We start from the raw sequence: 17307 nt of genomic DNA on the forward strand, positions 1-17307 counted from the left end.
AACAAACAATTAAAACCTATCAGTCCTAAGAAGTTGTTATCTAATCAAGCGTCGAACGTGTTTTTACCAGTAAATTTAATGCTTGCAGGATTTGGATTCTGACCAATTCTGCGAGGATTATGATTTGTAATTGGTCTACCCTCATTAACTTTTTCTGGGAATACCCCATCTTTTGGATGAAGATACTCTGTATCTCCTCCTGGGAAAATTCTATAAATTTTAAAGTCCTCAATTCTAGGCTTAAAACCTCTAAATTGAGTCCCTAAGGCTAGGCATTGCTCCTTTCTAGCAAAATACATAATATTCTCTCCTTCGTTCATCATGGCTGCTCCCCCTGTAGGGAGTTCAAAAGCTTGTGATTTTTTACTTGTCCAAGTTATTGCATACTTCTCCTCAGTTTCAGCAGAATTCAGAAGGCCTCCTGTACTTCCAATACTTTGAGGGAGACTACCTTTGAGAACTTCAGTCATTGCGGTTCTTAATAAACTGACTTCACTACAAGTTGAAAGTAGCACTAACTTTTGTACCTTTTATCACTTTAGGAGGAGAACCTTCACACGAGTCAACATTAGAACCAGCAATTATTTGATTTCTGCTGTGGGAAAAAATATTGTTATCCCTCTATCTCGTCTTCTGATTAATCTCCCACCAAGACTTGCCAATAATCTTTGAGTAGCAGCTTGAGTCAATTGAAGGCTTCCTGTATTTGGGTTCCAACTTAATACAGTCCCAAGATCAGAATTTTGATCAAAAGTGCTTTCATTCCTTTGTTTTGTATATGAGAAATTACTGGTGATTTTGAGTTTTAGACGTTGTCCTGCTGGTCTCAATTCCAACAAGAGAATCCCTCCATTTTGAATCCCTCTAGTATTTCTATCAATTAATCCTCCCAACATCAATTCAAGACGTTCAGGATCACTCAGGACCTCTGGTAAGTCTGGTGTTATATCTAATTGAAGTTTAATTCCACGTCTATTCAATTGTTGTTCCCAAACAGGAAATAATATTTCAAGAATATTCCCCAAATCCGTTTTAGCTAAATCTGACTTTTGAGTTTGATTTCTTTCAAGCTCAACAGCATTAAAAATCAACCCAAATCTATCAATTTGCTCTGTACATTCTGCATCAATTTCTTTTAATCTAGAAACAACCGTAGGAGCTAAATCCTCCCTTCGCAATATTGACCGGATAAGTGTTCTAATAGTTGCCAAAGGAGTACGAATTTCATGAGTGAGAGCTTCTAATAATGAAATTTCTCCTGGAGGTTGAGACTCGTGTTGATCTAATTGCTCTGAATTCTGGTAAGTCTGAATATTTAAGCTAGGCGCAATACCTGCCAACCTAGAAGCAATAAGAGGCCAAAAAACCTTTGCTACATCTTCATTGCTGGTTAACTGGCCTAAATCTGCCAAAGAATCTCGTATTTCCTTTGCTTGTTCTGGAGCTTCTAGATTCAATCTTTGATCCAAAATATTTAATACATCAGTCAAAGTTTCAGGATCACTTCTCATAATTAAATTTCTTTTACCTGGTTCACCTTGCAAAGCAAGAGCTATCTGCACTTCAGGAGTAAGTATTATTAGCAAAGGATCTTGTCCATCATTTTTACGTAAAGGCAACCGCCTAAAATGCTTAGAGCCAGAAACATTACCCTGATGAATCGACCTGGTAGATGCAGGCAATAAGCCTGCGTAAGGAGAACTAAGCATCGACAGTTCCTCAGGAGCCCATACCCATCCTTGCAATCGCGCCAATAATTTTGACTCATAGAGAGCTGGTAAAGGTGAAGCAAGCCAGAGTCCTTTCTCAAGGTTCATAGGCAACAAAATTTGTTCTTGGAGAATATCCAATGCAGCCCACCACAGTCTTCGAACAATTTGCTCATCAACGCTTCCAGTAGGTGCACCAAGAGCCATACGCTGCTGAATAGAACTAATTGAAGCTGTATTTACCACTAATTTCGATGAAATAATTTTGCTCTACGAGATACAGATAGACACAGTCCTAACCCAATAAAACTAGCGATCAATGCTGTTCTTCCATAACTCATAAATGGTAATGGAATACCAGTTATAGGTCCAAGACCAATGGTCATAAAAATATTTACTGCCACTTGAAATAAAATCATAGTAGCGATTCCAATAACAATTAAAGACTCAAAATTTGTATAAGCATTTCTAGCAATAGTCAATAGCCGAAAAATGAATAGCAAAAATGCAATTGATACAAACATTGTTCCAAAAAAGCCTATTTCTTCTCCTAATGCACTAAAAATAAAATCTGTATGTTGTTCCGGAATAAAGCGTAATTTAGTCAATTGACCTTGTAATAAACCGGTTCCAAAAAGGCCTCCTGACCCTATCCCTATAGTACTTTGAATTAAATGATAACCTCCGCCAAGAGGATCTTTCCCTGGATCAAGAAATAATATGAGTCGATCTCGTTGATAATCCTTTAAGGCATTAATCCAAAGCCAAGGTGTAGAAATAGCTATTCCACTTAAAGTGCTCATTGTTAAAAATGCACTCAAATATTTTTTAGGCAATGAACGATATGCCAAGAATCCCATGAAAGGAATCCATAAAAAAAGTCCCCAATGAAATATTCCAACTAAAACAGCTGTAAGAATTCCTGATAAAAATAATAACAACCACTCCAACGGCATACCTGACCAATAAAGCATAATCAACAAGACTGCTCCAAAAACAAGTGACGTGCCTAAATCAGGTTGAATAAAAACCAAAAACCAAGGTATTAAAATGACTACAAAAGGCCTCCATAATTGTATTGGAGAATTAAACTTTTGATTTTCAAGTATAGAAGCAAGAATAATTATCAAAGAGATTTTTGCAATTTCAGAGGGCTGAATATTTAATCCTCCAATACTGAGCCAGCGTTGTGCCCCTAAAGCAGAAACACCTAAAAGTTTTACAGCTAAAAGACTAGAAATAGTAATTAAGTATAAAGGAAATAAAAAATTACGTATTCTTTCTAAATGCAATCGAGAAATAATTAATGCAAGAAAACCCCCAAATACTGCAGTAATTAAATGCTGGTACCAACTGCCATAAAATACTTGTCTTTGAGTACTTGCAATTAATACACTAGATAAAACAACTAAACTTAAAGGAACAAACCAAAGAATTAATTCAGCATCATTTAACTGTTTTCTTCTGAAATCTAATTTTGTTGATCGATTACTCTGTCGAGCAAAAGAATTAACAATAGAAGGCATTTAATTTGAATTTGTCTCAATAATTTCTAAAACTGAAAGAGCTAGTCTTTCAAAAGCCTTTGCAGTTTTTGAATCTGGGTATTGAAAAACTATGGGTTTATCTTCCTCATTCCCATTAGAAGTATTCATTTCTAAAGGCAATTTTGCTAGTAGAGGTACAGAGTTTTCTTCCGATAAGACTTGTCCACCACCTGTGCCAAATATTGCATATTCTCTCTCCGGCTGATCAGGGGGGATGAAACTAGACATATTTTCTATTACTCCAAGTATTGGAACATTCATTTGCTTGAACATAGCCAAGCCTCTGCGTGAATCTTGCAATGAGACTTTTTGAGGAGTAGTGACTATTAAAACGCCACTCATCGGAACAGCCTGAGCAAGCGAAAGCTGCGCATCTCCTGTGCCAGGGGGAAGATCAACTACCAAAAAGTCTTTTTCGCCCCAACTAGCTTGATAGAGAAATTGTCTAATAATCCCATTCAGCATTGGTCCACGCCAAATCACTGGTTGATTGTCGTCAATTAGCAATCCCATAGAAACCATGGAAATTCCAAAGCTCTCAATTGGAATAATTTTCTGTTCAGCTCCACTACCTTGAACTTCTGGAGTTTTATCTGATACTCCAAGCATAATTGGCGTATTTGGACCATATATATCTGCATCAAGTAAACCCACGCTATATCCTTTTTGAGAAAGTCCACAAGCAAGATTTACTGCAACGGTACTTTTACCTACTCCTCCTTTCCCACTGCTAACTGCAATTACATTCTTAACTCCAGGAATTTTCTGAAGAGAGGAGACTTGACCATGCCCAGCATTACCAATTTCTGATTGACCATTGGCATTGCTTAATTCAATCTGCAATTCAGAGATTTCTCTATAACTCTCAACAATTCTTTTTGCCTCAGCAGCTATTCGATCCCTTTGGCTTTGTGCATAGCTGGGTAAATTCAATCGAACAATTGCCTTGGGGTGGTTAATTCTTAGTTGATCTAACCAACCAAGATCGACTACGGATCGATTACTCCCAGAGTCTTTTATAGAAGAAAGTGCTTTCAGTAGCTCTTCTTCGGAAAGCATTGTTTAAATACATCTATTACTAATCCTAATGAAGAGAATCAAATGACTTAGCCTCCTAGAGAAAAACAAAATAAAATTGTTCTCTCATGAGCCTTAGCCAACCATCAACACAATCAAGAGTTAAGGTAAAAAGTTTTCTCACAGGTCTTCAAGATGACATATGCAAAGGACTTGAAAATATAGATGGTGAGGGTACTTTTCAAGAAGAATCATGGGAACGACCTGAAGGCGGTGGTGGGCGATCTAGAGTCATGAGAGAAGGGAGGATTTTTGAACAGGGTGGAGTAAATTTTTCAGAAGTACACGGTGAAGAATTACCTCCCTCAATCCTGAACCAACGACCAGAAGCAAAAGGTCATAAGTGGTTCGCGACTGGGACTTCAATGGTCCTACATCCTAGAAATCCTTATATACCAACTGTTCATCTAAATTATCGTTACTTTGAAGCAGGCCCAGTTTGGTGGTTTGGGGGAGGGGCAGATCTTACTCCTTACTATCCCTATTTAAAAGATACTCGTCATTTTCACAAAATTCATCAAGAAGCATGCGACTCTATCAATCCTAAACTTCACAAAGTTTTTAAACCATGGTGTGATGAATATTTCTTCTTAAAGCACCGGAATGAAAGTAGAGGCGTAGGAGGAATATTTTTTGATTATCAAGATGGGTCTGGGAAATTATATAAAGGACAAAATCCTAATGGACTTTCTTCAATTGCTTCTAAAGAGCTTGGAGAATACAAACTATCTTGGGAAGATCTTTTCTCGCTCGCAAAGGCATGTGGCAATGCATTCCTACCCTCTTACATTCCAATTATTGAAAAACGTCATAATCAAACGTTTAGTGATAGAGAGAGGAACTTCCAGTTATACCGACGTGGAAGATACGTTGAATTTAATTTGGTTTGGGATAGAGGGACTATTTTTGGACTGCAAACTAATGGAAGAACAGAATCTATCCTCATGTCTTTACCACCACTGGCACGATGGGAATATGGATTTAAAGCTCCTCCAGAATCAAGAGAATCTCTACTCACTGACGTCTTTACAAAACCACAAGAATGGTTTACAGATGAGAGTCTGGAAGAAAAATGTCGTCCTCATCACGCAGTGGATTAAAAGGACCAGTTTTCATCACACCATCCAAGATCCCTTGAACAATGAGATTTGCAATTTTCTCTATTGTCTTGTCCCTTGAATCTAAGTCTCTTAATTTTTTTTCCAGATCGCCCTCTAATTTGCCTATTTCCAAAATTCTTATTTGGCGTCTTGGCCCACCCAAACCGCCACGAAAAAATATTGGATAACGTCCAAAGCTCTGAGCAAGCGCCTCATCAATATTGTTGATATTTTTGGACAATGGTGGAATTAATCCTGAGCCAAAACCGTGTTTACCATAAGAGTCAAAGTGAATCTCAATGACATAGCCACCCTTTGCAGCATGTCGAGAACCAACTGACCAATTTGTCTGAAAATCATTTTCATCAACTATGGTTCTAATACTTGGAGAATAAGAGTCAATCGTCAACCCATTATCCTTGCCTACTTTGACCACAGCATCTTGAATTTTAAAATTCCAAAACAGTTCATCACTAATTTCTGGATCCATAGGTTTAGATCCATTTATACCTACTGCCTCTCCGACCGTACCCGCTCCTTCAATTCCTTGAGAATCAGCATGCCCAGCCAAAATCAAAATCGAGATTGAAGGTGATACAACTTGATTGCCAACCCATCTAGCATTTTTCTGAATTCTTTGACCGAGAAAAGAATCAAGATTTTCTGCAGAAAGAAATAACGGGATACATGAAGCATGAAGAGTTAGAAAAACAACACTCCAAAAATTTAATCTGAGAACCTTTGCAAATAACGCGGGAGTTAGTCCCATACGTTTTCAAATTGGAGAAGAAGTCAATGAACCATCGCTTGCCAATTGAAGGTTCTCTGCTAGTTCTGCTTCTATAGCAATCAATTCATCTCTATGCGCCTTTATGCGCAATTGACTTTTCTTATCATTAACCTTGCTTACTAATCTCATTTCTAAGGACTCTATTCTCGAAGCTCTATTTCTATAAAAGAAGCCTGCAAAAGGGCCTAGCAGAACAAGTACTAATGGCCACCAATTTAATGAAGCATAAAGCTGACAAATCACTAATCCCAAACAAGCACCTCCTAATCCACAAAGTATTGATAAGAAAACAGCTAATACTGGGCTAGATGAAACACGACCGTTAAACCTAAGCACTTTTCTATCAGCATCTCCACCTTCTCTTCTCCATCCACGCTCCTCAAGCCAATTGCTAATTCCATTTAACACATCTAGCGGAGGCAAGGGTGAGGAAATATCTACAATAGTTGTACGATCTTTGCTAGCCGCTCGTAGAAAAAAGGCAAGACCAATAGCTAACAATATCGTTAAAATAAATGTTGAATAATATGAGGATTCCATCTCTCAAGAATAAATCAGGTAAATCCAATTGATATCAAAACTTTAATGGCAAACAAAGTTAATTGATAAATATTTGGAAAATAAAACAAGACCTATAAGTCTGTAAACTAAGACTAGTAAGAAATTAAATTAAAAGCTATTTAAACGTGGTGAAATTTGTTTCTTCTAAAAAAGTCTGATCTAAATTTTCTCTGTAAACGTATGTCAAGCTTTGCCAAAAAGCCAGCCAGTTTTAAGGTCTTTGAGACTGACCTTGATGATCAATGGACGCAACATTTTTCCACACAATCCTGCTTAGCTATAGATACAGAAGCGATGGGTCTTATACATGGTCGTGATCGACTTTGTCTAGTTCAAATCTGCGATGAGCAAGATAATGTTGCTTGTATAAAAATCCAACAACACCAAACAAAAGCAAATAATCTCCAATCATTAATGGAAGATTCCGCTATTGAGAAAGTATTCCATTATGCAAGATTTGATGTAGCTGCTATTTCATGCAATCTCAATATTGCTGTAAATTCAATATTCTGCACAAAATTAGCGAGCAAAATTGGGAGGACATATTCCCCTAGGCATGGATTAAAAGAAGTGATTTTGGAACTTGTTGGAATAGAACTAGATAAACAAGCTCAAAGTAGCGATTGGGGAAGAGTTGGTGAGCTAACAGAAAAGCAACTAGAATACGCTACTAATGATGTTCGCTATCTTATTCAAGCAAGAAATCAATTAGAAAAAATGTTAATCAGAGAAGACAGGTGGGAGCTAACAAAACGGTGTTTTGAATGTATATCGGTCATGTCAGAATTAGACATCAGACGTTTTCACAATATTTTTGAACATTAATCTTCTACCATAAAATTTTCTTCTTCTGCTAGTGCCTCTAATAAATTATCCAATTGATTAGCAATTGTAGTTTCATTCGAACTTGAATATTTAATAGCTTCTTCTAGCAATTTTGCAGCTATTTCTTTTCTTGAAGAAAGATCTCTTGCTCCTTTTCTGGCTGCAGCAAGATCAATTTTCTTTTTTGCAGCTGAAATACTAATGCTTAAGCAAGAGGCCAATTCAGCACATACTTTTAAATACTCATGTTCTTTAATACTTGACATGACTTAGATCAATAAAACTTTGATATATCTACTTTAGTTTAAGCATCTCAAATTATTGAATATTTACCACAAAAGAATTCAAAATCAATTTAGCCAAAGCCTTACTTCCCCCCGCTGGCCCCATACGTTTCTTCCCTACTAATGATAGAGAATCTCTAAATTTAGACTGTCTCAGCAATACAGGAATTATTTGCGCCATTTGTTTAGGGCTCTTACATGGAATGACAGCACCACCTAGCAACCGACTCTGGCGAGTCGCAAATGCATATTTAAATTGCGGTCCATCTCCTGGTAAAGAAACACAAGGAACACCTAGGCCTACAAGTTGCTCAGTAGCCGTTCCTGCATTGGCAATTCCCACTTCAGCAAACCTTGACCATTCAACGAATTTGCCAACCCCAATAACAATTTTGAGTCCTTTTTTTTCAAAGCAAGCGTCTGAAGATAATCCTTGCTCAAAAGATGGTTCCTTTCGATAGCCCACTCTGCTCAAATAATCGCAAAGCTCAATCAAAGAAGGTTCAGCTCCAATTGCTACAAGAATCAAAAAAGGAGTATTCCTTTCAATTTGTTCAATAGCTAAAAGTAATCGCTTGAAATTCCTCATTGCTTCTGGCATACGACTACCACAAAGCAAAATCAAACGCCTAAAACTTTTTAAAGAAAGTGGGCACTGCATGTGACCCAAGCCATCCATCATTGGATTGCCACAGGCCATTGCTCTTATACGTTTCATTCTTAAGCTTCTTGCAGTTAATTGATCTCTAACAGCAACTACTTTGCATCTAACATCTTGCATGAGATAGCACTCCCAAGGATCCCATTCCGTCCCTTTAAATCGATGATAATAATCACTAAAGGATTGTCTTTGAGCAGATACCCATGTGTAATCACTTTTAGGAGTACCCAAGAAAGCATATAAACCGCCACTACTCCATGCAAAAAAAAGAGGTAACAAGTCTCCAATAGCCAGAATAAAACTGCCATTCTTTGCAGCATTTCGGACAACTAACCAATTCTTCCAAGTGACACATATAAGACCTGCTGTTATATCAGCAAGAAACCCCCTAAGACTCTGATTACTAAACCCACCACTTGGCAAACGCTTAGAGATACCTTTCTTGACCAGCCATTGATTTGCAATTGCTTTTGAAAAGGTTTTACCTTCTCCAACCAATGGAAGCACCTCAAGTTTTAATTCATGATTTAAGTGATGTAAAGCCTCAATTACTCTTAAAGCAATTAGATCTTCCCCATGACCATTCGAGAGCACTAGAACTTTTTTTTTCTTTTGACTGATACGATCCAAAGGTGTGATTATATCTTTCAATCCCACGGCGGCATGGCCAAGCGGTAAGGCAGAGGATTGCAAATCCTTTATCCCCAGTTCGAATCTGGGTGCCGCCTTCTTTATTTTATGCTTAACTTTCCTGAGAAGGCTCTCTAGAACTATGCTCCAGCGGTATCGAGTAGCAAGTCTCAAGAGCAAATCAAGCTATTAAACGAATGGTACATAGCAATGGAGCCAGACCGTATATTAATTGTCGCAAACACATATAACTGAGGCACTTACATAAAACATTCATCGCCAAGGCTTTTTGGAACGCTGAAGAAGCAAATATAAAATTAGACAAAAAAAAGAGCGCCCTCAACGAGCAGCGCCCTATTGGACAATTGTGTGAGGAGTGTCCTTTATCACTCTATACCAAGAAAAAGAACTTTTCCAAAATTAATCCGATTTTACAATTCAATAGTTATCGTCTCCTCCAAGCTAATTCCTGATAATTCATTGAAGCTAAGGCTTCTCACAGAAATCAAATCCTTCTTTCTGTGAGCAAAAAATAAAATGAAACCAGGAATACTGTTTGCTTATGAAATATATTGTCCCTAAATCCAGCAGAAATTTTTATTATCAATTACTTTTTAGCAAGTGAGACTTGTAAATTGTTAAGATCTTTCGCTTTATTTTGACTAATCTTATAGAGTCCTGAAAATAAATTAAACAATTTCATGGCGCCTCAAGTACAGCCTCAAGATAATCTATATACACTTTTCGGAGTGTTATTATTTTCCAGCATTATTATAGCTTCCCTTGGAGCTTTAATAGGTTATGAAAAAGTTTTCTTCCCATTCTCATAATTAACTGAAAAAAGGAACGTCTAGTATTAAAAAATTAAACTATATTTAATCAGTTAAATATATAACTTTTAAAAAAGACAGGCTTCTAGTAATCATTATCAGCAACACACATACCAATGCATGACAGGCCATTGTTTTTTGTCCTCTTGCAATAGGGACAAAGCACCTTGAACTTGCTATCTTCTATTTCATTATTTAGTTCCCTTTCTAGTCTTCTTTTCTCAAAATCCTTAGAGGATTTAATTGCCATCTCGATATTTTAATAACTGGATTATTTCAACTCATCCGTAATTAATACTGCTGAAGTATTAGATGAAGAAGGTAGATCAACTATTTGAAGTGGTGGCGAATCATCTTTAACCACTTCTGGGACAGGAGCATTCTTTGCGTCCTCTTCTTTTGCACAAGCCTCTAGAGCCTCTCGTAATAATGAATCAAAAGTTGCTCCAGGTAATCTATGACGAGCAACCTCAAGAAAAGTTCTCGGCAAAGACTCTGTAGCAGCATCTTTTAATGCAGGATTATTGCGTCTATGATCCTGTTCCCCTTCTATAGCCCTTATAAACCTAAGCGTAACCTCATGCTTGGTAGAAGCCTTAATTAAAGTGTCATTATCATTATTTGTAGTGTCACCCTCTAAATCAGTAATACGCCTCTCAAGGCTGGTCAACACTTCCTCGGCTTCCTTGGATATATGTGCTAACTGACCATCTGAAAGATTTGGTAAATCGGCAACATAGACTTTTCCATGATCTCTAAGAGTAAGGAATGTCGGTCTAGGTCCCTGTCTATTATCCATGACAGAAGAATTGTTGCCCAAAGGCCTCCTAGGAGGAACTGGACCTGCTGAGCTTCGTCTACGCGTTGAACGCTGTTGATTTTCCAGTGGCATTGATTAATTTAAGTCAAGATCTAACTTCGCAGCTTCCGAAATAATCTTCGGTTTGCATTAATAATTAGTGTTTTAGTATCTATCATCATCAACTTTTGGTCAAGAGGCATTATTTACTTCATTCCTTAAAAAGCAATAATTTAATTCAAAGAAACAATAAATACCTTTGATCTAAGTTGGCAATCCAACAATTCTGGACTGCATTTGTTTAGGTTGCTCTTCAACTTGACCAATGTTCCAAGCAACGAAGCCATTAGCAGAACACATATCTATTAAATCCTTAGATTGGTCTGGAGATACAACTAAGCAAAACCCAATACCAAAATTAAATGTATTCCACAAATCACTCTCTGGAATATCTCCTTCATTGCGCAACCATTTGTAGATAGAAGGTTCTTCCCAATTGTTTCTATCAATCGAAGCTGCCAAGCCATCAGGAAGGCATCTTGGCAAGTTCTCAGGCAATCCTCCGCCAGTGATATGTGCCATTCCCTTTACTGGCAAATTTGCTTGAAGTAATGCTTGCACTAAATGGACATACAACTGTGTGGGCTTAAGTAAATAATCGATTAAAGGAACTTTCCTTGATCCAAAGCAACTTTTTTCATTAACGCCAGCCAGTTTCACAACCTTGCGTATCAAACTAAAGCCATTGCTATGAAACCCATTACTTTTAATCCCAATAATTTGATCGCCAACTTTGATTTTGCTTCCATTAATAATTTTATTTTCTTCTACTACAGCCACACAAAAACCTGCTAAATCATATCTTCCATCAGAATAAAAACCTGGCATTTCCGCAGTTTCCCCACCCAATAAAGAGCATTTAGATTGATTGCATCCTTCTGCTATCCCTTCAATTACTTCCGTTAAAGCCTCAGGAGTCAATTTCCCAGTTGCAATATAATCAAGAAAAAAGAGTGGTTCTGCTCCACTAGTAATTACATCATTAACACACATAGCAACCAAATCGATGCCAACCCCATAATGAGAACCATAATCCTGAGCTAGTTCAAGCTTTGTCCCTACACCATCAGTTCCAGATACTAAAACTGGTTTTTCCAATCCTCTCGGTAATCGCATAAACCCCCCAAAACCGCCTATCCCACCAATTACCTCAGGGCGCGAAGTGCTTTCGACACTTGCTTTGATTCGATTTACAAAGGCTCTACCTGCCTCAACATTGACACCAGCTGACTTGTAATCCATGGTTTTAATAAATTATGCTTTTGCTTAATCTTTGATTTTTATTTTTAATCAAAAATTTCGCCAATGTGGAGTAAATACTATTTTCACTAAAAACAGACTATCAAAGGAAATTTTAAAATGATTGCTATTAATCCATTTTGAACTTAACTATTCTCAGAACAAAAACTGCTTTAGAAGATTGGTGTAGGCAAAAACACAATCATGAAATTAATTTTGTCCCAACTATGGGAGGTCTACATCAAGGCCATCAAGAATTAATCAAAACAGCGCGATCTTTTTGCAAAAGAAAACACTCATCGCAAGTATTAGTAAGCATCTTTATAAATCCACTTCAATTTGACCTTGAAGAAGATTTTAAGAAATATCCTAGAACTTTCGAAAATGATTGCAAAATAGCCTATGAGGCAGGCGCAAATGCGATTTGGGCTCCTTCATTTGAAAGTGTATTCCCCAATGGGGAAGAGGCTCATTTCAAAATCCAAGTCCCTTTTTCACTAAACAAATATTTATGTGGGGCTTCCCGGGAAGGACATTTCGATGGTGTTGCAACAGTAGTAGTCAGACTATTAGCTCTAGTGCGTCCTAATCGTATTTTTCTCGGTGAAAAAGATTGGCAGCAATTAGTTATTTTGCGTCAGTTAATTAATGATCTTGGCTTACCAGTCTTAATTCACTCAATCCCCACAAAAAGAGATCAAGATGGTCTTCCATGCAGTTCGCGAAACGTTAACCTTTCAAAAGAAGAAAGAAAGAAAGTTGTAGCTTTACCTGCCGTACTTCAACAAGCAGCTCAGGCATTTCAAGAGAATAAGCCTATTAATCTAAATAATATGAAGACAACGTTAGAAGAGCATGATCTCAAAGTTGAATATCTAGAAACTGTAGATTTAAAAAATCTCAATCCAGTCAATCACGATGAAAGCAAGCTTTGCTTGCTTGCTGCAGCTGTCCACTGCGGCAATACTCGCTTGATAGATCACGGCTTTTTAATGAAAAGAAATCCAATTGTTGCTATAGATGGACCTGCTGGAGCAGGAAAAAGCACTGTCACCAAAAAGTTCGCCCAAAAACTTGGTCTCATTTACCTTGATACAGGGGCAATGTATAGAGCTGTTACTTGGCTAATTCAAGAAAACAATATCGATCCTCAAAATTCCAGTGAACTAGAATTAATTTTAAATGATATCAATCTAGATATTTGTTTATCAAATACAGGAAATCAACAGGTTTTAATAAATGGTAAAGATATCACTACTTTAATTCGTTCGCCTACAGTAACTTCTCAGGTGTCTTTGGTCGCTGCCATAGGTTCAGTACGAGAAAAACTTACCAGTCAACAAAAAGAATTAGGATCAAAGGGTGGACTAGTGGCTGAAGGTAGAGATATTGGTACAGCAGTCTTCCCAGATGCTGAGCTAAAGATTTTCCTCACCGCTACTGCCCAAGAAAGAGCAAAACGAAGAGCTATCGATTTAAAAAAGCAAGGTTTTTCTACTCCTAGTCTTTCAGAGCTTGAAAAACAAATTAAAGAAAGAGATAGACTTGATAGTTCACGAGAAATAGCTCCTTTATCAAAAGCCAAAGATGCACAAGAATTAATTACTGATGGAATGAATATAGAGGAAGTAGTAGAATTATTAATTAATATATTTAGAGAGAAAATTCCACAAGAGGTTTGGCCCACTAATGCTACTTAATATCTCTAATTAATCCTTCGATTGCATTTTCTAGAAGATTCAAAACATCCTCAAAACCCTTTTCTCCTCCATAATATGGATCTGGTACTTCAACCAAATCTGTATTTGTTGCGTATTCTAGCAAGGGCTTAACTTTCGCCTTATAAGAAATATTCAACTCTTTTGCCAGAGAATTTACATCATCTAAATTTGATTGATCCATTGTTAAAATTAAATCAAAATTATTAAAATCATTTAATGATATTTGTCTAGCCCTACTTTCAATCACAATTCCTCTACTCAATGCAGCAGATCGCATTCTTGAATCTGCCTTTTTACCAACATGCCAACCACCAGTACCTGCCGAGTCAACAATGAATTCATTGATTAGATCTATCTCTCTAAGATGATGTAAGAAAATAGCTTCAGCAGCAGGAGAACGACATATATTACCTAAGCAAATAAACAAAACTTTTCTAATCATGGCATATGGTTAAAGAATAGATAACAACTATCACACAATAAGTAGGCTTCAAATAAAAATATCAAATAAATTTATTGTCAATAGAGGTTTCTAAATATTAAAAAGAACTTTATGGATATAGTCTTCTGTCCATTCTTTGCCATAAAAACGACAAAGCATTGCTCGAGCAGGATCTTTAGTAGACCTATAATTGATATAAGCTTTCTGCCCTTCTAGAATTTTTAAAGCACGTTCTTTTTTTAAAGGTTTGGCAATATGAAGTAGTTCAATATAAAGAGAAAGGTATTCTCCAAAAGCAGGTCTCAAAATTTCACTAATAATATTATCGCTCTCTTTACTCAAAGGTAGTCTTGACCATAAAAAACCTGGAGAGAAATAAGGTTCTGCCTCTTTAGGAATTTCACCTCCTGATGGAAGTAATGATTGCCAGTGATCATGTAAAGGAATCAATCTGGGCCAGACATTTTCTGTATGAATATTATCTAATTTTAATGCAGGTTGTAGGTCTAATGCTAACAGGTGACCATTAGGTAAGGTTACAAAGTCAGCTCCAAAGAAAGGTAAATCATAATCGTTTAAAGGATGTATTAATAAATTAAAAACTGATAATGATTCCCCACCCTTAATACAAGCAAGACGCACCTGCTTTATTTTTTCAAATTTAGCTGCCCAAGTTAAGGTAGTAACATGTACAGGATTTCTTCGAGAGCCAGTAATACTTTCTTTGGATAGAAAATCATGAGATACCGGATAAGGCTCAATTTCAAAAACAGACAATTTATCGACTAAGTCATTGAAAAATGGAGTCCATATCCAATCTCGTAAATCTATTTTTGATAGACTATTATCTCTTTTAATTATCATCTAATCAGCAGTCAAATGACTATGAGGGAATAAAAATTCCCGGACAAATTGGTCCGCCCATGTTTGGCCAAAATAACTTTTAAATAATCCATGGGCAGGATCTCTTTCAGCACTATATATATCATAGTTAATATGCAACTGCTCTACCTTGGAAGGAATTATCTTGATATATTCCCTAGAATTATTATTATCCACTTGCCAATAAGCATGCAAAAATTCATCTAGAATTTTCGCTAATGAGCATTGTAAATCATCAAAACTTCCATTATAAAGTAATACCCAGGGCGAAAAATACTTATTTGAATCGTAAATCTTCATTGTTTTTTGACTATTAAAATCTACAAAACGATTTTTCAAAATTTGAAGGTCTTTATAATATCTGCAAAAATAACGCTCTTCTTGAACAAGAGGTTGAAAATCAAGTACTGCAACTAATTTACGCTTTAAACCAAACCAAAGAATATCGATTCCTAAAATTGGTTTGTCATTAGTATATGCAGGATAAGCAACTGAATTTAAAACTTGTAGTTTATCACCTGCATCCATCCTAGTAACCCGCCAGCGTCTAAACCCCGGAACATCCCAAAGCCAACTTTTGATTACAGTATCTTGTTTATGTGAGAAGCGTTCACTCATACCATTTTCCACTTCTATGGGCTTGCCACCATGAGAAATAATTCGTCTTTTCAAATTATTATGAAGATCTTGAAGCATTAATTTATTCATCTTTCTATCCAATTACTCTTCTTTAAAATAGTTAGATATAGCTAACATAATAAATTAATTTAAAATTGAAGTAGAATCTCTAAATTAAACACTTTCGGTACTTCCACGCCTAGATTTTCTTGTCAGAAAAGAGAACAATAGTTTACCTATGACACCAATCAGATTTCCTTCTAACTCTTTGAACATATCCATATTATATTTAAAAGCTAAATTAGCTTCATCTATTATTGAATCTGCCATTTCTTGATCTATGGGCAATGTATTTAAAGTTTGAGTATATTTTAATTTAAATTCTTTTTGGTCGGAAATTTGTTCAAATTCATAGAATCTTAAGCCATCTTTGCCAGTTAGATTCATAGCCTTTCGTGCAATTCTGCTTAAAATTTGTCCTCCTGAAAGATCGCCAATATATCTTGTATAGTGATGCCCTACTAATAACTCAGGGGTAGCTTTGGCAATATGGCGTATTCGATCTACATAGGCCTTTGCCGAAGAAGAGGGCTGTACAAGATCTGACCAATCTTCTCCAAAATAAAAATGTAAATCTTGCTCAATAGTTTCAAGTCTATTTAGTTCTTGAAAGCCTATTAAAGAAACGACAGGATGATTTGCTTTAGATAGTCTCCCAATCTCATCTTCCATAGCTAAATAAACAAAATATAAATCTGCCATCAATTTCCTATAAGTTGACTTATCTACAACTCCTTTTAAGAAACAACTTACAAAGCCAGTGTTCTCAGCCAATGTATGGGACTTTTTGGTCCCTTCTCTAAGTTGTATAGCAAGAGCTAATGGCATTTTAAACCTTGGATAAGACTTTGGTTGAAAGAGTATTTCTACTCTAATGAGCTTTTTAAGTTAAAACAGAGAGGACCAAACACTTACACTCATTCTGAAGGAAAAAGAAGAAATAAATCACGACATATGGAATGCAACTGATTCATTACTACTAGTTGCTGTGGCAAATGAGAGCCAGTTGGTTGCCAATCACCCACTGTGGCAAGTCTCCACCTCTCACCATCAAATGTAACCCCTCTCATAATTACACCTAACAAGCGAGGTAACTCCCTTGGCTGATCTTTTACAACTCTAAGTTGTATCAAAAGGCTCCTGCACTGAAGTCTTGGGCTCCAGCCAGGGAAATGAAGTGCCAAATCAAGACTGTCTTCTTCAAACCATAGTTTTGTAGAACAGTCCTCTCTCCAGGGACTGAAATTAATAGATGCAACAGGGAAGTAATTCTTTAAAAGACTTCCTGTTGAAGCAAGCGCTTGAATAGACCACAAGTTTGTTGCATGATCGGCAGCATTCAATTAAAGAACTCTCTAATTAGCTTTGACAATGCCACGCAAATGGCCTAAATGCACGTTTAAATCAAAAGTGTTAAATGTGCGTTGTGAAATGCGGATTTAGTCCAAGAGGTTCCAAAAAGTCATATTCTC

Annotated in this window: 19 protein-coding genes and 1 tRNA gene; 4 read left to right on the plus strand and 16 right to left on the minus strand. The window is 36.6% G+C overall.

The genetic code is table 11. The annotated features are described in order from the left end of the window. Positions 1–44: 44 nt before the first annotated feature. From PRO_RS08515 to PRO_RS08530, 4 genes are all read right to left on the minus strand, one after another. A complete protein-coding gene (locus PRO_RS08515; protein WP_011125882.1) occupies positions 45–470 on the minus strand; it encodes a photosystem I reaction center subunit II PsaD in 426 nt (141 codons plus the stop codon). Positions 471–581: 111 nt separating this feature from the next. Next, positions 582–1955 carry a sensor histidine kinase gene (locus PRO_RS08520; protein WP_011125883.1) on the minus strand — a complete coding sequence of 458 codons (1374 nt, stop codon included), beginning with the start codon at positions 1953–1955 and terminating at the stop codon, positions 582–584. After that, on the minus strand, positions 1955–3235 hold the full coding sequence (gene rodA / locus PRO_RS08525; RefSeq protein ID WP_011125884.1) for a rod shape-determining protein RodA: 1281 nt from the start codon (positions 3233–3235) through the stop codon (positions 1955–1957). Before rodA ends, PRO_RS08520 begins: the two co-directional genes overlap by 1 nt. Next, positions 3236–4315: an Mrp/NBP35 family ATP-binding protein gene (locus tag PRO_RS08530; RefSeq protein WP_011125885.1), complete on the minus strand. Its 1080-nt coding sequence runs from the start codon at positions 4313–4315 to the stop codon at positions 3236–3238. 86 nt (positions 4316–4401) lie between these two features. Here PRO_RS08530 and hemF point away from each other — a divergent pair, with 86 nt between their 5' ends. Then, positions 4402–5433 carry an oxygen-dependent coproporphyrinogen oxidase gene (gene hemF, locus PRO_RS08535; protein ID WP_011125886.1) on the plus strand — a complete coding sequence of 344 codons (1032 nt, stop codon included), beginning with the start codon at positions 4402–4404 and terminating at the stop codon, positions 5431–5433. Here hemF and PRO_RS08540 read toward each other — a convergent pair. Further along, entirely contained in the window at positions 5381–6202 is an 822-nt protein-coding gene (locus PRO_RS08540; RefSeq protein ID WP_011125887.1) for a dehydrogenase, read from the minus strand. The two genes, hemF and PRO_RS08540, sit on opposite strands and share 53 nt — an antisense overlap. A gap of 6 nt (positions 6203–6208) precedes the next feature. Beyond that, the gene (locus PRO_RS08545) at positions 6209–6763 is read right to left on the minus strand and encodes a cofactor assembly of complex C subunit B (RefSeq protein WP_011125888.1); all 555 of its coding nucleotides are present in this window, start codon (positions 6761–6763) and stop codon (positions 6209–6211) included. A 201-nt stretch (positions 6764–6964) separates the two neighbouring features. On the opposite strand from PRO_RS08545, the gene PRO_RS08550 reads away from it, so the two are divergent. Then, positions 6965–7609, plus strand: coding sequence for a ribonuclease D (locus PRO_RS08550; protein WP_011125889.1), 645 nt, complete (start codon positions 6965–6967; stop codon positions 7607–7609). Here PRO_RS08550 and PRO_RS08555 read toward each other — a convergent pair. Together PRO_RS08555 and PRO_RS08560 are read right to left on the minus strand one after the other, a co-directional pair. Next, entirely contained in the window at positions 7606–7875 is a 270-nt protein-coding gene (locus PRO_RS08555) for a hypothetical protein (protein ID WP_011125890.1), read from the minus strand. The two genes, PRO_RS08550 and PRO_RS08555, sit on opposite strands and share 4 nt — an antisense overlap. 52 nt (positions 7876–7927) lie before the next feature. Beyond that, positions 7928–9211 (minus strand): lipid-A-disaccharide synthase-related protein, encoded by a 1284-nt coding sequence (locus tag PRO_RS08560; protein WP_225866390.1) that lies wholly within the window; start codon positions 9209–9211, stop codon positions 7928–7930. On the opposite strand from PRO_RS08560, the gene PRO_RS08565 reads away from it, so the two are divergent. After that, positions 9212–9282 (plus strand) — tRNA-Cys (locus tag PRO_RS08565). Between the two features lie 817 nt (positions 9283–10099). On the opposite strand, the gene PRO_RS09490 is transcribed toward PRO_RS08565, so the two are convergent. The 3 genes from PRO_RS09490 to purM form a co-directional block, all read right to left on the minus strand. Continuing rightward, on the minus strand, positions 10100–10264 hold the full coding sequence (locus tag PRO_RS09490; RefSeq protein WP_011125892.1) for a Zn ribbon-like protein: 165 nt from the start codon (positions 10262–10264) through the stop codon (positions 10100–10102). Positions 10265–10285: 21 nt separating this feature from the next. Next, positions 10286–10906, minus strand: a complete 621-nt coding sequence (locus PRO_RS08570) for a hypothetical protein (protein WP_011125893.1) — start codon at positions 10904–10906, stop codon at positions 10286–10288. A 171-nt stretch (positions 10907–11077) separates the two neighbouring features. Beyond that, entirely contained in the window at positions 11078–12115 is a 1038-nt protein-coding gene (gene purM / locus PRO_RS08575) for a phosphoribosylformylglycinamidine cyclo-ligase (RefSeq protein WP_011125894.1), read from the minus strand. A 137-nt stretch (positions 12116–12252) separates the two neighbouring features. On the opposite strand from purM, the gene PRO_RS08580 reads away from it, so the two are divergent. Further along, positions 12253–13812, plus strand: coding sequence for a bifunctional pantoate--beta-alanine ligase/(d)CMP kinase (locus tag PRO_RS08580; RefSeq protein WP_011125895.1), 1560 nt, complete (start codon positions 12253–12255; stop codon positions 13810–13812). On the opposite strand, the gene PRO_RS08585 is transcribed toward PRO_RS08580, so the two are convergent. The 5 genes from PRO_RS08585 to PRO_RS08605 all read right to left on the minus strand — a co-directional run bounded on the left by PRO_RS08585 (position 13805) and on the right by PRO_RS08605 (position 17178). Continuing rightward, a complete protein-coding gene (locus PRO_RS08585) occupies positions 13805–14275 on the minus strand; it encodes a low molecular weight protein-tyrosine-phosphatase (RefSeq protein WP_011125896.1) in 471 nt (156 codons plus the stop codon). The genes PRO_RS08580 and PRO_RS08585 overlap by 8 nt on opposite strands. A gap of 90 nt (positions 14276–14365) precedes the next feature. Next, a complete protein-coding gene (locus PRO_RS08590) occupies positions 14366–15139 on the minus strand; it encodes a phycoerythrobilin:ferredoxin oxidoreductase (RefSeq protein ID WP_011125897.1) in 774 nt (257 codons plus the stop codon). Then, the gene (locus PRO_RS08595) at positions 15140–15853 is read right to left on the minus strand and encodes a 15,16-dihydrobiliverdin:ferredoxin oxidoreductase (RefSeq protein ID WP_011125898.1); all 714 of its coding nucleotides are present in this window, start codon (positions 15851–15853) and stop codon (positions 15140–15142) included. It lies immediately after the preceding gene. A gap of 96 nt (positions 15854–15949) precedes the next feature. After that, entirely contained in the window at positions 15950–16663 is a 714-nt protein-coding gene (locus PRO_RS08600; RefSeq protein WP_011125899.1) for a heme oxygenase (biliverdin-producing), read from the minus strand. A gap of 89 nt (positions 16664–16752) precedes the next feature. Then, positions 16753–17178, minus strand: a complete 426-nt coding sequence (locus PRO_RS08605; protein ID WP_011125900.1) for a hypothetical protein — start codon at positions 17176–17178, stop codon at positions 16753–16755. Positions 17179–17307: the final 129 nt, after the last annotated feature.

Source organism: Prochlorococcus marinus subsp. marinus str. CCMP1375, from assembly GCF_000007925.1.
Taxonomy (GTDB): domain Bacteria; phylum Cyanobacteriota; class Cyanobacteriia; order PCC-6307; family Cyanobiaceae; genus Prochlorococcus_E; species Prochlorococcus_E marinus.